Consider the following 18662-nt stretch of genomic DNA (forward strand, 5'->3'; position numbering starts at 1 on the left):
CTAATCCCCGTCAAGAATAAATCTCTCCGCTACACTATCACCTAAGAATAAGCCTTTTTTCGTCATACGCAACTGCTGTCCATCAAGTTGTAGCAGACCTTCTTCAATCAGTTCTTGCGTAACCTGTCCATAAAGACTGTCAAAACGATTGTCAAATTTATCATTGAAGCGTGCAATCGAAATCCCTGACTTCTTACGAAGCCCTAAAAAGACTTCTTCTTCCATTTTTTCTTGCTCACTCAAGACCTCTTCATGTACATGTGTATTGCCCTCTTCGACTGAACGCAAATAATGACGAATCGGCCCATGATTGCGATGGCGTATACCATTGACATAGCCTGACGCTCCCGCACCAAAACCATAATACTCATCATTGCTCCAGTACATCAAATTATGACGGCTTTCAAAGCCTGGCTTACTAAAATTAGAAATCTCATAATGCTCAAAGCCGTTCTTGCTTAGCTCTGCAATAATGTAATCAAACATTTCAGCTTCCAAGTCTTCAGTTGGTAAATTCAGTTTTCCTCGACGCATCTTATTCATAAAGACAGTATGGTGTTCTAAAATCAAGCTGTAAAGACTAAGGTGAGGAATATCGAGAGCTAAAGCCTTAGCAACATTTTCTTCAACATCTGGCATGGTTTGACCTGGTAGAGCATAAATCAGGTCAATCGAAATATTTTGAAAACCAGCCTCTTTCAGATGAGCAATAGTTGAGTAGATTTGCTCTTCATTATGACTCCGACCAATACGCTTAAGATGTTTATTATTAAACGTTTGTACCCCAAGTGACACACGATTGACAGCTGACTTGGTTAAGACTTCAATCTTATCGGGGCTAAGGTCACCTGGATTCGCCTCTATCGTAAATTCCTCAATCTGACTCAAATCCAAACGTTTTTGCAGATTGGTTAAGAGATAATCCAATTGCTCTGCTGTAATCGCTGTCGGTGTTCCTCCACCAATATAGAGCGTCTTAAGCTGAGGATGACCTGCTCTCTCAACCTCCGTAATCAAGGCACTCAAATAATCATCAACAGGTTGGTTTTTGATAAAAACCTTAGAAAAATCACAGTAATAGCATATCTGGGTGCAAAACGGAATATGCACATATGCCGATGTTGGTTTCTTTAACATAAGTTTAGTATAACATTTTATCGGTGAAATAGCACCTAGAACCTATTAAGTCATCGCCCAAGTCTAAACCAATTTTTTACCTAACACGAGTAAAACCATCTTGAAAATGGCATCTAGAAACTTGCTGTCATATCTAGTAAAAAATTAGAGAAACAAAAATAAGCAAGGTCACTAGTCTTCGTGAGACCTTTTTCACCTTGCTCATATATCTTTTTTATTCATTAGACGAGTGCATTAAAAATTCACTCAAATCCAGTTAACTGAATTCAGTTTAATTCCCTCAAAAATAGCCTTGAGTCAATTAATCCTTTGCTGTTAAACCAGACCAAGCATTCATTCCTTCTGAAACACTTTTTACATTATAGCCTCGCTCTGATAGTAGTTGTGCTGCTTGTAAGCTACGAATACCTGCTTGACAAATCACAAGGTATTCTTTAGCCATATCACCAGAAAAGGTATCAATCTGAGATAGTGGATGATTGATAGCACCAATGATATGGCCATTTTGAAAGGCTTCTGGCTCACGAACATCAATCACGACAGCATTTTCATCACCCAGTTTCATTGCCATCTCATCCAAAGTGATGAGAGATTTATCATCTTTTTTCACCATACGACTTCTCCTTAACACCAACAATGTTTATTAGTCAATACCAATTTCTGCTCTAACAACAGCAGCAATTGTATCAACATAGTAGTCAACTTCCTCATCTGTAGGGGCTTCAGCCATCACACGTAAAAGTGGCTCTGTCCCACTAGGACGAACAAGGATACGACCATTGCCTGCCATTTCTGTCTCCATTTGCGAAATAATTGCTTCAATCGCAGGAACAGACATTGCCTTATCTTTCATGCTATTCTCCACACGAATATTAACTAACTTTTGTGGATAAATAGTCACTTCCGAAGCCAATTCTGATAAAGACTTCCCTGTTTCTTTCATGATTTTTGTTAATTGGATGGCTGTCAATTGTCCATCTCCTGTCGTGTTATAATCCATGATGATAACATGACCAGATTGCTCACCACCTAAATTATAGCCTGACTGACGCATGGCTTCAACCACATAACGGTCACCCACTGCAGTGACCTCTTTACCGATTTGTTCACGTTCTAGAGCCTTGTGGAACCCAAGATTACTCATCACCGTTGTTACAATGGTATTCTTAGCCAATTCACCACGATCAGATAAATATTTCCCGATGATATACATGATTTTATCACCATCAACTAAGGCTCCTGTTTCATCGACAGCAATCAAGCGGTCACTATCTCCATCAAAAGCTAGACCGATAGCAGCACCGGATGATACAACCAACTCTTGTAGTTGCTCTGGATGGGTTGAGCCGACGCCGTCATTGATATTGAGACCATCTGGCTTATCACCAATAACTGTAATCTCAGCGTTCAAATCAAGAAAAATATGTCTCGCCGAAGAGTAAGCCGCACCATGTGCAGTATCTAAAGCTACTACCATACCTTCCAAATCAAGACCCGTTGAAACAAGGAATTTTTCGTACTTACGTAAACCTTCTGGATAGTCAACCAAGGTACCCAATCCTTCAGCACTTGGACGTGGTAAAGTGTCTTCATTCGCATCAAGAAGTGCCTCAATCTCTAACTCACGTTCATCATCTAATTTAAAACCATCACTACCAAAAAACTTAATGCCATTATCCTGAGCAGGATTATGACTTGCCGAAATCATGACACCTGCACTAGCATTTTCAGTACGAACCAGATAAGAGACACCCGGTGTTGCGAGAACACCAAGTTTATAAACCTCAATACCTACAGATAACAAGCCTGCAATTAAAGCACTCTCAAGCATTTCTCCTGAAATACGTGTATCACGCGCCACAAAAACTTTTGGTCTACCTGTCTCATGTTGACTCAAAACATAACCACCGAAACGTCCTAATTTAAAGGCTAATTCAGGTGTCAGCTCTACATTAGCTTCACCACGTACACCATCAGTTCCGAAATATTTTCCCATTTTTGTTACGGTACCTTCGGTACCTCCTCCATTTCTTGCAATAATTTCTATTTTTTAGTTGTTGTTATTTTTAAACTCATCGTTGACGGCGTCACAGTAACACCATCTGCACTCAAAGGAATTGGTTTTGTTGTGTTTTTCTTAATTGTCGAAACATCAACTGTCGCAACAATCTCATTGATCTTCTCCAACTTATCTTGCTTACCAGAGATAACTACTTCTGTGTACTGTGCTTCATAAGTTATCTGAGATAGGCTACTGTCAATCTCTCCTACCAATTCAACTCGCACGGGTACAGTCTTAGTTAATCTTCTGAGATTCAAATCTGCAGTAACTTTGGCTGGATTGATTACAGTTGGTAAAATCGTACCATTTGCTGTCACAGCCTGTAAGTTAACAGGGTATTCTCCATCGCTAGAAATGGGACTATCTTCTGCTATAACAGCCCTCACATGGTCAATTTGATTGATCGTTGTCTCGTCACTCGTCACCTCAACCTTATCGACATCTAAAGCGACACTTGATAGATAATAACCATCAACGAATTGAATAGTTGAATCATCAAATTTAACCGGAAAACTGGCTGTTTTTCGTTTTCCAACTGTCACAGTCATCGTTTTCGGTGAGACGTCAGCCGTTACATCGCTTGGCAAATCTTTGACTTGCAAAGTAATATTGCTTGTTCCCTCCGAAACATTGCTCAAATCAGCGACAACCTTAAAATGTCTCGTATCCGTGTTAATTTCACCATCCAATTTAACACGATTTGTTGACGTTAAATAAACTTCTGTTTCATAAGAATAACCACTGATAAAGTATTGACTACTATCATACTTAATATCAATGGGCACATTCTCTAAAGTATGTGAATAAGTCTCTACCGTTTTGTTATTATTATTTTTTCCACCAATACTATTATAGTTGGATAAATTCGCAGTCATAAATAAAATAAGGGCAAAGAACAATGAAATGAGGGCGAGACCAACTTTTTTATCTAATAATTTTTTAAAAATCATCGACGACCTCCCAACCATTTACTTAATAAGCCTTGCTTCACTTCTTCAGAAATAAAGATATCACGCAACCTTGCTTCAAAGTCTTCAATCGTCAAACCATGGATAAATCGTTCTTTATAGACTAAAGAAATCCCTCCCGTTTCTTCTGAAACGACAACTGTGACGGCATCTGTTTTCTCCGAAAGACCAATAGCAGCCCTGTGACGTGTACCAAATTCTTTAGCAATAGTCGTTGACTCTGATAACGGAAGATAACTTGAGGCAGAAGCTATTTTGTGTCCAGAGATAATCACTGCTCCATCATGTAGTGGTGTATTAGGTATAAAAATGTTTATCAACAATTGACTTGAAACATCAGCATCCAAAGAAATACCTGTCGAGATATACTCTTGAAGCGTTTGAGTGCGTTCAATAGAGATAAGAGCACCAATTTTTCGAGGACTCATGTAGCGTACCGATTTGACAAGAGCAGTAACCAATTGTTCTTCGCCACTAATACGTTGCGTCTGCAATAACGACTGTGGTGTCCGTCCAAATTTCTCTAAACCACTCCTAATTTCCGGTGCAAAAATGACAACAGCTGCAATAACACCATAAGTAACAACTTGATTCATCAAGTAAGTTATCGTCGTTAAACCAATTATTCCAGCAACAAAGCGAACAACTAAGAAGAATACTGCACCTTGAACTAGAAGCATAATCTTGGTGCCCGCCAAAGCATGAATAAAACGGTAAATGAGCCACGTCACCAATAAAATATCAATAAGGTTAATAACTATCCCCACAGGAGATGATAATAAACTAGACCAAAGATCAGGATCAAAGAGCATAAAATAAACCATACATTCCTTTCTATCCAATTGTTTAGCATCAGCTAGACAACCTTGTTCATAAGTCGAAAAAATCCTTCTATGACCAATGCTTTTCCATTATACCACTTTTTAAGAATTTTTTCCTTATCAATTTTTCTCTATTATGATAGAATATTGCTATGATGAAAACATTTTTAGGAAAACTAGCTGGTAAAACAGCACACTTTGTATTAAGCAAACTTGGTCGTGGCTCTACCCTTCCAGGCAAAATCGCCCTTTATTTTGATAAGGATATCTTGAAAAACCTAGCTAAAGATTACAAAATTGTTGTGATTACGGGAACAAATGGCAAAACTTTAACCACTGCTTTAACGGTCGGTATTTTGAAAGAGGCTTTCGGAGAGGTAGTGACAAACCCTTCTGGGGCAAACATGATTACAGGGATAACCTCAACCTTTTTGACAGCAAAACCTAGCAAATCTGGACAAAAGATCGCTGTTCTTGAGATTGATGAAGCTAGCTTGGCTCGCATTACTGAACATATCACTCCTAGTTTGTTTGTCTTTACCAATATCTTCCGTGACCAAATGGATCGTTATGGTGAGATTTACACTACCTATCAGATGATTGTTGACGGTGCTGCTAAAGCTCCCAAAGCGACTATTTTGGCTAACGCTGATAGTCCACTTTTCCAATCTCAAGACTTGGTCAATCCTGTGAAGTATTATGGCTTTGATACTGACAAGCACGCGCCTAGGCTGGCTCATTATAATACTGAAGGTATTCTATGTCCAAAATGCCAGTCTATCCTCAAATATCAACTTAACACCTATGCTAACTTAGGTGACTATATCTGCGAAAATTGTGGGTTTAAACGTCCTCAGCTAGACTATGCTCTGACTCAGATGACAGAATTAACCAATACATCTTCGCGATTTGTCATTGATGGTCAAGACTATCATATCAAGGTTGGTGGGCTTTATAATATTTACAATGCCTTGGCTGCTGTCTCTGTTGCAGAGTTCTTCGGTGTTGAACCAAGTGTTATCAAGGCTGGTTTTGATAAGAGTCGTGCCATTTTTGGTCGCCAAGAAACTTTTAACATCGGTAACAAATCATGCACACTTATCCTTATTAAAAATCCTGTTGGGGCTACCCAAGCCTTGGAAATGATTAAACTAGCACCATATCCATTTACGCTATCTGTTCTACTCAATGCCAACTACGCTGATGGTATTGATACCAGTTGGATTTGGGATGCTCAGTTCGAAAGCATCGTTGAGATGGATATCCCTAAAGTCTTTGCCGGTGGTGTACGCCATTCTGAAATCGCCCGCCGTCTGCGCGTGACAGGCTATCCTGAAACACACATTCAAGAAGCGACACAATTAGAAGAGGTTTTAGCCCTTATTGAAAACCAAGAAACAGAACATGCTTATATCTTGGCGACTTATACTGCCATGCTTGAATTCCGTGAATTACTGGCCAACAGAGATGCTGTTAGAAAGGAGATGAACTAATGACCTATACTTCTTTGAAATCTCCAGACAACAGAGATTATCCTTACGACCTCAAGATTGCTCACCTTTATGGTGACTTGATGAACACCTATGGAGATAATGGCAATATTCTCATGATGAAATATGTTGCTGAGAAACTGGGAGCTAGAGTTACCATTGATATCGTTTCCTTACAGGATCGTTTTGACCCAGACTATTATGATCTGGCTTTCTTTGGTGGAGGTCAAGATTATGAACAAGCACTCATTGCTGATGACCTGCCTTCTAAACGTGATGATGTCAACACTTATATTCAAAACGATAAGGTTATGCTTGCCATCTGTGGCGGGTTTCAGCTCCTTGGTCAATACTATATCCAAGCCAATGGAGTACGCATAGAAGGTATTGGAGTAATGGGACATTATACCCTTAATCAAGAAAACAATCGCTTTATCGGTGACATTAAAATTCATAATAAGGAATTTAACGAAACTTATTATGGTTTTGAAAACCATCAAGGACGTACCTTCCTATCTGATGATGAAAAACCACTTGGAAACATTGTCTATGGCTGTGGCAATAATAACGAAGATGGAACAGAAGGTGTCCATTACAAGAATGTCTATGGCTCCTATTTCCATGGTCCCATCTTATCACGTAATGCCAACCTTGCCTATCGCCTAGTCACAACAGCCTTAAAACAAAAATACGGTGAAAACATCAACTTACCAGCCTACAAAGATATTCTCTCATTAGAAACACCTGAAGAATATGCTGATACCAAACGTAAAGCTGACTTTGACGCATAAAAACAACCCCCGAACAGAGAGTAACTCTTTTTCGGGGGTTTTGTTGTGCTCATGATTACAACTTATCCATTTAGGATAGCCAGCCTTTGTCATTAGCAACTCGGACGGCTTCTGTTCGGTTTTGCACCTTAAGTTTTGTAAAAATGCTAGTCAAATAATTTCGCACAGTCCCATTTGATAAGAAAACTTCTTGAGCAATCGCTTGGTTTGACAAACCTTTAGCTACCAAGCGTAAGACCTCTTGCTCGCGTTGAGACAGGGGATTTGTCGGATTAACTATCGTCTCCATCAGCTCCGGTGAATACTCTTTTTGCCCCTCTAACACCTTATGAATGGTTGACATCAACTCCGAAATGGAACGGTCTTTCAAGACATAGGCATCAACCTGATGCAATAAAGCACACTGAAAATAACCTGTTCGCTTAAAGGTTGTCACCATAATCACACGCATATCACGATGTTGACGAATCCACTCCAAGACCTCAAGACCATTCATTATCGGCATTTCGACATCTAAAATCGCCACATCAATAGTTTTCTCAGAAAGAAGGGCAATGGCTTCCTGACCATTAGCTGCTGGAACGACCTCTTCGACATCGTCTTCCATCCTCAACAGCTGGCACAGGGCATCTCGCAACATAGATTGATCCTCTGCGACTAATAACTTCATCATTCCTCTCCTTCCATTAATACTACCCTAATCACTGTTGGTTGGCTCTGAGATACAATAGTCACCTGTCCAGACATTGCAACTAAACGCTCTCTAATAGAAATTAACTCTTGACCATTTAAGGTCTGAAAACCGACACCGTCATCCTTGCACTCAAGTATAATCGCTCTATCCTCTCTTTTTAGCAACAAGCGACAATAGCTGGCTTGGCTGTGTTTAATCACATTATTAGTCAATTCACGTAGTAACATAATCAACAAAGACTGTGTTTTGGGCGATAGATGTCTACTATCTAAATGATTATTCACTGTCAACTCAATACTTGTCATGGCAAAAAGCTCACTAAGAGCTGTCAACTCATCCTTCAACTGTCCAACACTTAGATTGTTAATAATCTGCCTCACATCTGACATACTCTGTCGGCTAATCTGATGTAGCTCCCTTAACTCTTGGCGTACAAGAGTGACTTCACCCTTATCCAGTTGTTTGAGTGCCAACTCTGTCTTAATGGTCATCATCGCAAAAACGTGTCCTAGTGTATCATGCAAATCACGACTAATACGCTGACGCTCATTTTCAGCTAACAGGCGATTGACAGACGCTGCTTGAACCTGTACCTGCCGTTCAGCCTCTAAAGTCCGCTGTTCAAGCCTGCCAAAAACCATCATCGATACGCCAAAACCATGCAAAATCACCATTGCCACCTTAACCTCCAAAACAAAGCCACCCATAAAGACATAAAGCAGAACAATGATTAACAAGAGAGCATAGGAGACTATCCGATAAGTCAAACGATCCTTATCAAAATGCCAGGTCAAGAGATTTGACAGATTGAACAAAAATAAGGAAAATTGCGGATTAACCAATAGACTAAAATAAGCGATATAACCAAGTAAATAAACCCATGCTAAAGCAACATAAATTGGGCTTTTCGACAACAAGATTGACAAATAAAACCATGCAAATCCAAGACTGGCTAGGAATACGGGGAAAAAACAAGACTCCCATAAGCATAATAAATTGGAAAGAAAAGGAAAGGCAAGCCCAATAAATACATTGGCGATATCTTTCTGAAGTCAAACCATCGTCCCAACATTAACCAACCTCACTCTGTCTTTTAAGCCATAAACCAATACTAGCACCTATTATGGCATAAGCAAGCACAATCATCAAGGATTTACTGTCAAAAAGACCATCTAAAGCATAGCCTGTCACCAGATGATTAAGATGATAAGTTGGTGTTAAATGGCAAAGTGTTTGCAACCATTTGGGAAATAAGCTTATCGGCATCCAAGAACCACCTAAAATCGCAAGTGCAAAATAAACAAGATTACCGATGACAGATACCGCCTGTTCAGATTTAACCTGTGACAAGATAAGACCAAAAGCTAAAAAGACAAGACTAGATAGGAGCAATAAAAGAGCTGAAATGAGCCATTCACCACCTGTCATGGTGATACCTCTAACACCTGCACCAACCATAAAGACCATGACCAAGGAGGCCACATAACAAGCGTAGATAATGACTACCTTTGCTAAATAATATTGCCATATCGGTAATGGTGAGTGTTCAACATAACAAACTCTGACTTTGCACTTCAATCTCTGATATACTACAGCCATTAGCCTCTAACTGAGACCATACCTCATCAATGTGATAGGTCTTAAAGTAAATACGGTCCTGCTGATAGACCATATCTGTCACTAAATCTACGCCCTTAATCAGTGATTCAAATCGTCTTGGCACAGTTATCTGCTTCTCCATAGCTTCCTGTCTCATAGCCAAAGGCGTTGTATCACGCCATAATTGCCCTTGATGCAAGACCAAAATCCTTTCAGCCGTATGTTCAACTTCTTCAATATAGTGACTTGAATAGACGATTGTGACTCCATCTTGTTTTAAACGGTCAATGATTTGCCAAAACCTTTGTCGAGTCGAGGTGTCCATACCAGCTGTTGGTTCGTCCAAGATAAGCACCCTTGGTTTGCCAATCAAACAAAGAACAAAAGCTAATAAACGTCTCTGACCTCCTGACAACTGCTCAGATAGCTGTTTTTCTTGCTCTGTTGTAAAACCTAATAAAGTCCTTACCTCATCTAAGCGTAAATGATCAACATAGATACATTGAAAAAACGCAATCAATTCGATAACCCTCAACTTTTCAGGAATAACATTATCCTGACCAAGTATAGCAATAGTTGCCTTGCTAGCTTTAGGTTCCCTACCGTCTATAAGAACCTTGCCTTTTGTCGCCTTTTTATCACCGATAAGACAAGATAACAAACTGGTTTTACCTGCGCCATTTGGACCAATGAGGGCGACACACTCGCCTTGACAAATCTCAAAAGAAATCCCATCCAAAATCGTTTTGTCATCAATCACTTTAACCAAGTCTTTGACAGTAATCATCATTTATCCCTCCTCACAAAAATCGCTAAATATGGTAACACCACATAACAAGCAGCCATGACCAACCAAAACAACATCCCCAAAATACTCATCTCTGATACCTCCAAACTTGATAAGTCTATTATAAACACTCTTTCTTGTCACTATTAGCATCTAAAGTCATGACCTCACATGACAAATGTCATAAAAAAGTGGGGCAACAAAATCGTGATTTCATAGAAATCGATTTTGTCGCCCCACACTAATAAAGTTGAGTCGATTATCTGATTAAAATATCTAAGAGAATCTGTAATCTTGCTCAGACTCCTGAACCAACCATTATCGTTTTTTTAACTTTGTTTTTATAAGCCCTATCATATCAGACTGGCGTGGTTCCAAATACCCGACTCTATATTTCTGATAAGTAGCATTGAAAATCCCACCGATAATGAGAACATTGGCAAAAAAGATAAACCAAAACATCATCACAAAAATCGCAATTGATCCAACTGACTTAATATTGTCCATGCTGTCAATCATTCGATTAACGAGACTACTAAAGACTGTGGTTACCAACAGAAAGGTCATGCTCGTAAAAACTGTTCCTGGCATAATAAAACGAACCTTGTCGATTTTCACATTAGGTAAAAGATAGTAGAGAATACCTAAAGCAAGCACAAAAACACTAAATGTTATTGGTTGAATCAAACTTGCCAAAACATCATGTAACCATTGTTCCAAACCAAAATTAGCATTAAGGACATCTAATAACGTCTTACCAAAAGTAGAGATCACAATTCCCGAGATCAAGGTTAAAATGGTTAATAAGGCAATTAACATCCCTATCAGACGACCCAGTAAAAAATCACGATGGTCTTGCTGACCGTAAGCCTTATTAAGCGCTTTTTGAAGATAAGTCACACCCTTTGAAATTGACCAAAGTGCTGATAAAATTGACATCCATACCAGGCCTGTAGCAGGTTGATTAAAAATTGTATGAATAATATTAGCCATTGGAGGATATAGCTGATCTGGTAAGATATTTTTCAAAAAAGTCAACAGTCTTTCTGTATCAATATGCAAATAAGGAAAAATATTGGCAGTCAATACCGTAAAAGGAAAAATCGTCAACATCATATAATAAGCCACTGCAATACTAGATAAGTCCATCTCTGAACTCTTAAAAAGTTCAGAGAAATCCTTAACCAATTGATGAGATGTGACTTTTTGGATAAACCGTTTCATTATACTCCTTTATGTCGCGTTATCAGTAAGTTTTTTCTTCACCTTGACTTGTTAAAATGCGTGGACCGTCCTTAGTGATAACAAACTGATGTTCATACTGACAAGATAGGCTACCATCGAGGGTTTTATGAGCCCAACCTGTCTTCATATCTGTGTCAATTTCCCAAGTACCTACATTAATCATAGGTTCAATGGTCAATACCATCCCTTCACGCAAGCGTAGACCACGACCTGCAATGCCATAGTTAGGCACCATTGGCTCTTCATGCATCGTAGGTCCGACACCATGACCAACCAAATCACGCACTACACCATAGCCTCGGCTCTCAGCGTATTCTTGAATGGCAGCACCGATATCACCAATACGATTACCAACAACTGCTTTTTCAATACCGATGTACATAGCTTCTTTGGTCACAGCCATCAGATTTTTTACCTCATCAGACACCTCACCAACAGCATAAGCCCAACATGAATCAGCCAAACCACCTGTGTAAGATTGGGTATGTTTTTTCATTTCAGCAACATTATCAAAATTTAATTTTGAAACGTCTAACACTGACTTATCAAGTGGTTCACTCAAAACCATATCGACCTTAAGTAAATCCCCCTCTTTAAGAATGTAATGACGGGGATAAGCGTGAGCCACTTCATCATTTAAGCCACAGCAAGTAGCATAAGGATAATCTTCGATAGCTCCATCAACGCCTATTTGAAGTGGTAGCACGTTTTCGTCCTTACAACGTCTACGCACGTACTCTTCTACCTCCCACATATCCACACCTGGTTTGATAATATCTCTCAGACCAATATGGATACTAGCAAGAAAATCTCCTGCCCTATCCATTGCTTCAATTTCTCTAGCTGATTTTAATGTAATCATGTATTCTCCTTTATCTCTTTTTTACTGATATGAAAGAGGGCTGGGACATCGTCCCAACCTCACTGCCTTTAGATTGGTTAAACACCATTACTGATTTTTGTTGTGACAAAAACTTTTGCTACAAGTAGATGATTGTCATAAATCTCAAAATCCAGTGTACTACTGCGTCTTGTTTCTGTAATAATTCGTGGTTTAATATTTAAAACATCATCAATTTGAACAGCCTGTAAAAAGTATAACATCATTTGCTCAATAATGATATTTTTTTTACCCTTCTGATTCAATTTTTTCAAGGTAATATCCTTGACCAACTCTGTCAAAACACCATGAGCGAGATTACCTTTACTATCAAGCATGGCCGGCTCGACCATGAAATCATAGCCATTTTTTACCTCTTTTAAATTGGACACAATCTGATCACTATAAGTATGCAGATGAGCTTGCTTACTATCCTGAAGACTCTCCATAGCTTGTCGTCTCGTGATAACACCAAGTAGTGTCTGTTGATCATCCACCACTGGCAACATATCGTAATCTTCATAAATCATTTTTTGGCTAATGTGTGCAATACTGACTGTTGTTTTGGTCACAATAGGATCTTTTGTCATCAGACTACTCAATAATAGGCTATCTTCTCTGTCTGCGACGTCCCTCATACTGACCACACCGACAACCTTATTATCTTGATTAACCACAGGGTAACGAATATGTTTATGTTTTTTTAACAAGAGATGATAATCTCTGACGGTATTATGGTCATATAGAAAACCATAATCACTTTTAAAATGATAGATCTGATCTACCGTTTTAAGATCTGTCTTAATCCTAACATTAGATAAGGCTTGGTTAATCATTGTGGCTACTGTAAACGTATCATAATGGGTCACCATGACAGGAATTCCTAAGTTATCAGATGTCTCTCTGACTCGTTCAGAAACTTGAAAACCACCTGTAACCAAGATCGCATTGTGATGTTCAAGAGCTAATAATTGAATATCTTCCCTATCTCCCACAATCAGTAAACCACCATGTACCAAGTAGGTCATGATATTTTCACGCGTCATTGCTCCAATGGAAAATTTGCTGAATTCATGCCCCAAGCCTGATTGACCTGCAATCACATCAGAATCACTGATTTGAGCAATTTCAGCATAGGTCAGTTTTTCTAGACGAGGCTTGATTTTTTTTTCAACACGTATCGTGCCACTCCTTGGACGTGTTTCTACTAAACCTCGATTTTCAGCCTCTTTGATTGCCCTATAAGCAGTCCCGTCACTAACATTTAAATGATTAGAAATACTTCTAACACTCACTCGTTTGCCTACTGCCAAATGCTCTAAATAGTCTAAAATTTCCTGATGTTTACTCATAGCGATAATCACCTTTACTTAATTCAAACTGAAGATATTGACGGGTCTTTTTGGTATAACGATCACTTCCTTTAAATGCTCTAATCAACTTAAATCCGGTTTTTTGAGCGACCTTTTGACTTGCTAGGTTCTCTTGATGGGTAATCACTGTCAATTTTTTCAGACCTAATTCATGAAAACTAAGAAACGCTAAGGTTTTCAAAGCCTCAGTCATATAGCCTTTTCCCCAATAATTCAAGTGGGTAAAATAAGAAACTTCTGCTGTTAAATCAAGAGAATTTATCTTTTCAAGCCTAATCATACCGATAACCTGATGGGTTTTTAAACACTCTAAGGCCCAAATTCCTAATGGTTCTTTAATAAAAGAATGTACCAAAAGATAAGCACTTTCTCGCTTTGAAACAGTCACAGGAAAAATATACGGAACATTCTGTGGATTAGAGGCAACATCATAAAACCAGGAGTTATCTTGTGAGAATATAAAGGGTCTCATCATCATTCGTTCTGTTTCAAAAAGAGTAAACTGTGCTAATCGTGTCCAAATATCCATACTGTTATGATACAGTTTTTCAAAACAAAAGTCAATATTATGTGAAACCAATAACAAAAGAGCTAAACAATTAGCTCTTTTGAGTTGATCTTATTATTTGATAATTAACGACCTTGCTTCTTCGCTTTATCTCTTCCAAATTTAAACAAGGATAAGGCAGAAGTTAAGAATAACATCGATGAGGCCAAACCAATACTACTATCCCCGGTTTTTGGTAAACGAGTAGATTGAGAAGTTGAACGAGTTGAATCTTGAGTTTTGACATCATTATCGTGAACCTCTGTCAAACCTTGAGATTTTTTCTCTAATTTTGACGACGTTAATTCTTCTGATTTAGACTGCTCAACTACAATTGTACCTAACTCTGCTGTAGGTTTCTCATCCACGGTTGGATAGGTAGAGGGACTTGTTCCTAACTCTGCTTTAGGTTTCTCATCCACAGTTGGATAAACAGATGGACTTGTGCCTAACTCTGCTGTAGGTTTTTCAGCCATAGTTGGATAAACAGATAGACTTGTACCTAACTCTGCTTTAGGTTTCTCAGCCACAGTTGGATAAACAGATGGACTTGTACCTAACTCTGCTGTAGGTTTTTCATCCATAGTTGGATAAACAGATAGACTTGTGCCTAACTCTGCTTTAGGTTTCTCATCCACAGTTGGATAAACAGATGGACTTGTGCCTAACTCTGCTGTAGGTTTCTCATCCACAGTTGGATAGGTAGATGGACTTGTGCCTAACTCTGCTTTAGGTTTTTCATCTACAGTTGGATAGGTAGATGGACTTGTGCCTAACTCTGCTTTAGGTTTTTCATCTACAGTTGGATAGGTAGATGGACTTGTACCTTTTTCTAATTCTGGGTTTGGCTGTGGAGTAGGTTGAGGTACTAAGTTTTCTTTAAGAGTACCTACTTCAACAATCTCATCAATAGGAGGTTGAATTTCTTCTCGTACATTTGATGTTACTACACCGGTCTGACGATCAATCACATAAGATGTAATGACAGTTTTTAAACCTTTTTTACCTGGTGTTACATGACGATAGCCCTCAGGCTTGTCAGGATTTTCAATAGTACGTTTGTTAAATTCAAGTTCCTCTGTATATTGTTCTTCCTTACCACCTTTTTTGACAACTGGATTAGTACCATCTTCTACTACTTTTGAAGAAACCATTTTGTTTGTAGTATAATTACCAGCATCATCAATAGACCAATGATAAGTTTCTGAAATACGTTTAGGAGTGCCTGAAACAGTCTCATCAGGGGTTTCTTTTCCTCGTGTAGTGTCTAGTTCATAAACCGGAGGAAGATCCTCTGTCTTAGAAATATCCTCTTTAACGCCCTTTTCAATGATTTTAGGTTGCATCTTTTGAGTAACAACTGACTCGGAAGATATTTCTTCATCTGTTCTTTTACCGTTTTTAGTCTTATAAACGGTTGTTGTTTGTGTTAATTCATCTTGTCCTTCTTGAACAACTTTTTCATCACCTTTTACCTTATTGACATTGGTTGTGTACTGTGTTGTAAAACTATCAGAAACAATCGAATCAGAAACAACAGTTTCACTACCAATTAAATCAGCTTTATATGTAATAACATACTCATCTTCAACAATATTGGAAATTGATGAAGCCTCATCATAGTTATTTAAAACGTATTCACCCTTATCTACCTTAGGTAAAATAATGGCGCTTCTATCGTGTGTAAAGGATGTATTTTTATCAACTTCACCAATAGTTGTTAAACCAATCAATTCCTTATTTTCAAAGTCTAATACTTTATATTTAATGACTGATTTTGCATTATTCACTACCTCATAAATACCGACTTCAACTTCTTCATTAATAGCATCAACTACCTCAATAGTAGTATCAGAAGTAACCTCACCAGTATTTCGATCAATAGAATAAGTAGTGACTTCAGTCCTCAAGCCATTTTTACCAATGACTGAAATATTTCGATAACCTTTAGGCTTATCATTTCTTGGAATTTCATGAGAAGTAAAAGGAATTTCTGTTGACTTACGTTCTTCCTTACCACCTTTTTTGACAACTGGATTAGTACCATTTTCTACTACTTTTGAAGAAACTAATGCTTTTGTCGTATAATTGCCAGCGTCATCAATAGCCCAATGATAAATTTCTGAAATACGTTTAGGAGTGCCTGTAACAGTCTCATCAGGGGTGTCTTTCTCTCGTGTAGCGTCTAATTCATAAACAAGAGGAAGATCCTCTGTCTTAGAAATATCCTCTTTAACACCCTTTTCAATGATCTTAGGTTGCATCTTTTGAGTAACAACTGACTCGGAAGATACTTCTTCATCTGTTCTTTCACCATTTTTAGTCTTATAAACAGTTGTTGTTTGTGTTAATTCATCTTTTCCTTCTTGAACAACTTTTTCATAACCTTTTGCTTCATCAGTATTGGTTGTGTACTGTGTTGTAAAACTATCAGAAACAATCGAATCAGAAACAACAGTTTCACTACCAATTAAATCAGCACGGTAAATGATAACATATTCATCATCAGTGACATTCTCTATAGTTGAAACATCATCATAGTTATTAAGCTCATAATTTTCTGGTAAGCGAGCAATATCAGTTTTGTTGTGTTTAAATGCAGTGTTTTTATCAACTTCGCCAATAGTTGTTAAGCCAATCAATTCTTTACCTTCAAAATCCAAAACTTTGTATTTTATTGTAGATTTCCCATTATCTTCCGGTTTAGGTTGAACAAGAACTGAAAAACCTACGGTTTGACCATTTCTATCTATCAAAACAAATGGAGAATTTTCTTTCAAAACAAATCCATTATAGACAGAATCTTCAGCCATCTTTTTATTAACAATTTCTAAATAAGAATTCATGCTATTATCAATAAAAGTTATGTTCTCTAATGTTCCTAATATAGCTTCATCAAAATTATTTTCAGTTTCATCATCATCAAGCATATTATTGCCATTTAAATCTTTAAATAATTCAATATATATTAACTTTTGATCTTGTTTTAAATAATAACCATCTGCTTTTTTCTCTAAAGAATACGTGTCAACCATTAAATTCGGTTCAATAGCACTATTAGTCCTAATAATATTCCGATCAATATTAGGTGAAATATCTTGATTTGATGATAAATTTACAGTTAAATCATTTGAGATAGTTGGAGCAGAGATAGCATTCTCAATAATTGGGACTGTTAAAGTTCCAAATCCAGAAATAGTATCAACACTTAATTCTTTACTTGTTGTTAGACGACCAGGAATATCCAACCGTTTAACATCTGTAATGATGTCGCTCGAGATATTACCTGCAATTGTTAAAGTATTGACATTAGCAACTGTAATATTAGGCACATCTTTATTTAATACGACTGTTCCCGCTTGATTAGAATCTGATTCTACTCTACTAATACTGGTACTATTACTTGTTACAGTATAATTCTGACCCTTGTTTTGAATACTAATCCCATGAATAGAACTAACCTTATCATCTATCGTTACAGAATGATCTGCTGGTCTATTACCACCAACGATAATCTTTTCAAATTTTGTTTCAACTGTTGAATTTCTTAATGTGACATTAGACGAAGTATCTGTGTCAGAGCTATTTTTTGTACCTACGACTAAATTAGGACGATCAAGCCCACTAGTCCTCACATTATCAAAAACAACAGTATTATTACCAGTATAAATTGATTGTGTATTAGTTGCACCATCTCGTCTACTTGAAATATTTATATCTTTTAACGTAATATTAGCATCAAAAACTAAATCAGTCCCACGAATAGCCAGTTCATTATTACGACCATCAATTGTGATATTTTTGTTGATAACTAAATCCGAACCACCTTGCCAAACAACATCACTGACTAATGTAATCGTACCATTATCTGACACTGCATCAAGGGCTCTAGAGAAATCTTTGTATGGATTAGATTCCGAGCCATCTTCAGCGGTCGTTGTATTTTCCTCAGACAAATCTCGGACATACACAATACTCTTGCTATCATTAGGAACACTTCTAAAAACCGAGCCACTATTATCTTCTGGAGTCTCCGCTGAAGCTTTAGGGGCAAAAATAACCATCGCACCAACTAAACACGAAACACAACCTATACTTAATTTTCTTAAACTATATTTTTTTACTTCTTTTCTCATTTTTTGCTCCTTTTCATTACTATTATAACTAAGCATAAATGATAATTCAACAATTTATACAAAGCACTAACATAACTTTTAGACCCCTTTTGACTTTATCAAAAAAGTCAAGTGATTGAATAACCTAACTCA

At 37.8% G+C, this 18662-nt stretch carries 16 protein-coding genes; 2 read left to right on the plus strand and 14 right to left on the minus strand.

The genetic code is table 11. The annotated features are described in order from the left end of the window. The 5 genes from hemW to cdaA form a co-directional block, all read right to left on the minus strand. Entirely contained in the window at positions 1-1137 is a 1137-nt protein-coding gene (gene hemW, locus ACVRZH_RS02205) for a radical SAM family heme chaperone HemW (RefSeq protein ID WP_447453691.1), read from the minus strand. Between the two features lie 301 nt (positions 1138-1438). Continuing rightward, entirely contained in the window at positions 1439-1750 is a 312-nt protein-coding gene (locus tag ACVRZH_RS02210) for a rhodanese-like domain-containing protein (protein ID WP_447453692.1), read from the minus strand. A 30-nt stretch (positions 1751-1780) separates the two neighbouring features. Then, complete coding sequence (gene glmM / locus ACVRZH_RS02215) at positions 1781-3133, minus strand: phosphoglucosamine mutase (RefSeq protein ID WP_447453693.1); 1353 nt, start codon at positions 3131-3133, stop codon at positions 1781-1783. A 47-nt stretch (positions 3134-3180) separates the two neighbouring features. Next, positions 3181-4146 carry a CdaR family protein gene (locus tag ACVRZH_RS02220; RefSeq protein ID WP_447453723.1) on the minus strand — a complete coding sequence of 322 codons (966 nt, stop codon included), beginning with the start codon at positions 4144-4146 and terminating at the stop codon, positions 3181-3183. After that, the gene (cdaA, locus tag ACVRZH_RS02225) at positions 4146-4991 is read right to left on the minus strand and encodes a diadenylate cyclase CdaA (protein WP_447453694.1); all 846 of its coding nucleotides are present in this window, start codon (positions 4989-4991) and stop codon (positions 4146-4148) included. The genes ACVRZH_RS02220 and cdaA overlap by 1 nt, the downstream gene beginning before the upstream one ends. 149 nt (positions 4992-5140) lie before the next feature. Between cdaA and murT the strand changes: the two genes are divergently transcribed. Together murT and gatD are read left to right on the plus strand one after the other, a co-directional pair. Further along, entirely contained in the window at positions 5141-6481 is a 1341-nt protein-coding gene (gene murT, locus ACVRZH_RS02230; protein ID WP_447453695.1) for a lipid II isoglutaminyl synthase subunit MurT, read from the plus strand. After that, positions 6481-7269, plus strand: a complete 789-nt coding sequence (gene gatD, locus ACVRZH_RS02235; protein ID WP_447453696.1) for a lipid II isoglutaminyl synthase subunit GatD — start codon at positions 6481-6483, stop codon at positions 7267-7269. Before murT ends, gatD begins: the two co-directional genes overlap by 1 nt. 70 nt (positions 7270-7339) lie before the next feature. On the opposite strand, the gene ACVRZH_RS02240 is transcribed toward gatD, so the two are convergent. From ACVRZH_RS02240 to ACVRZH_RS02280, 9 genes are all read right to left on the minus strand, one after another. Further along, a complete protein-coding gene (locus ACVRZH_RS02240) occupies positions 7340-7939 on the minus strand; it encodes a response regulator transcription factor (RefSeq protein WP_447453697.1) in 600 nt (199 codons plus the stop codon). After that, on the minus strand, positions 7939-8889 hold the full coding sequence (locus tag ACVRZH_RS02245) for a sensor histidine kinase (protein ID WP_447453698.1): 951 nt from the start codon (positions 8887-8889) through the stop codon (positions 7939-7941). Before ACVRZH_RS02245 ends, ACVRZH_RS02240 begins: the two co-directional genes overlap by 1 nt. A gap of 145 nt (positions 8890-9034) precedes the next feature. Further along, entirely contained in the window at positions 9035-9562 is a 528-nt protein-coding gene (locus ACVRZH_RS02250) for an ABC transporter permease (RefSeq protein WP_447453699.1), read from the minus strand. Next, positions 9510-10349: an ABC transporter ATP-binding protein gene (locus ACVRZH_RS02255; protein WP_447453724.1), complete on the minus strand. Its 840-nt coding sequence runs from the start codon at positions 10347-10349 to the stop codon at positions 9510-9512. Before ACVRZH_RS02255 ends, ACVRZH_RS02250 begins: the two co-directional genes overlap by 53 nt. Before the next feature lie 318 nt (positions 10350-10667). Next, the gene (locus tag ACVRZH_RS02260; protein WP_447453700.1) at positions 10668-11573 is read right to left on the minus strand and encodes a YihY/virulence factor BrkB family protein; all 906 of its coding nucleotides are present in this window, start codon (positions 11571-11573) and stop codon (positions 10668-10670) included. A gap of 22 nt (positions 11574-11595) precedes the next feature. Continuing rightward, a complete protein-coding gene (locus tag ACVRZH_RS02265) occupies positions 11596-12456 on the minus strand; it encodes a methionyl aminopeptidase (RefSeq protein ID WP_447453701.1) in 861 nt (286 codons plus the stop codon). Positions 12457-12533: 77 nt separating this feature from the next. Further along, the gene (gene spxR, locus ACVRZH_RS02270) at positions 12534-13826 is read right to left on the minus strand and encodes a CBS-HotDog domain-containing transcription factor SpxR (protein WP_447453702.1); all 1293 of its coding nucleotides are present in this window, start codon (positions 13824-13826) and stop codon (positions 12534-12536) included. After that, positions 13819-14376 (minus strand): GNAT family N-acetyltransferase, encoded by a 558-nt coding sequence (locus ACVRZH_RS02275; protein ID WP_447453703.1) that lies wholly within the window; start codon positions 14374-14376, stop codon positions 13819-13821. The genes spxR and ACVRZH_RS02275 overlap by 8 nt, the downstream gene beginning before the upstream one ends. 104 nt (positions 14377-14480) lie before the next feature. After that, the gene (locus tag ACVRZH_RS02280; protein WP_447453704.1) at positions 14481-18530 is read right to left on the minus strand and encodes a G5 domain-containing protein; all 4050 of its coding nucleotides are present in this window, start codon (positions 18528-18530) and stop codon (positions 14481-14483) included. Between the last annotated feature and the right edge of the window lie 132 nt (positions 18531-18662).

It is taken from the genome of Streptococcus fryi, from assembly GCF_053206505.1.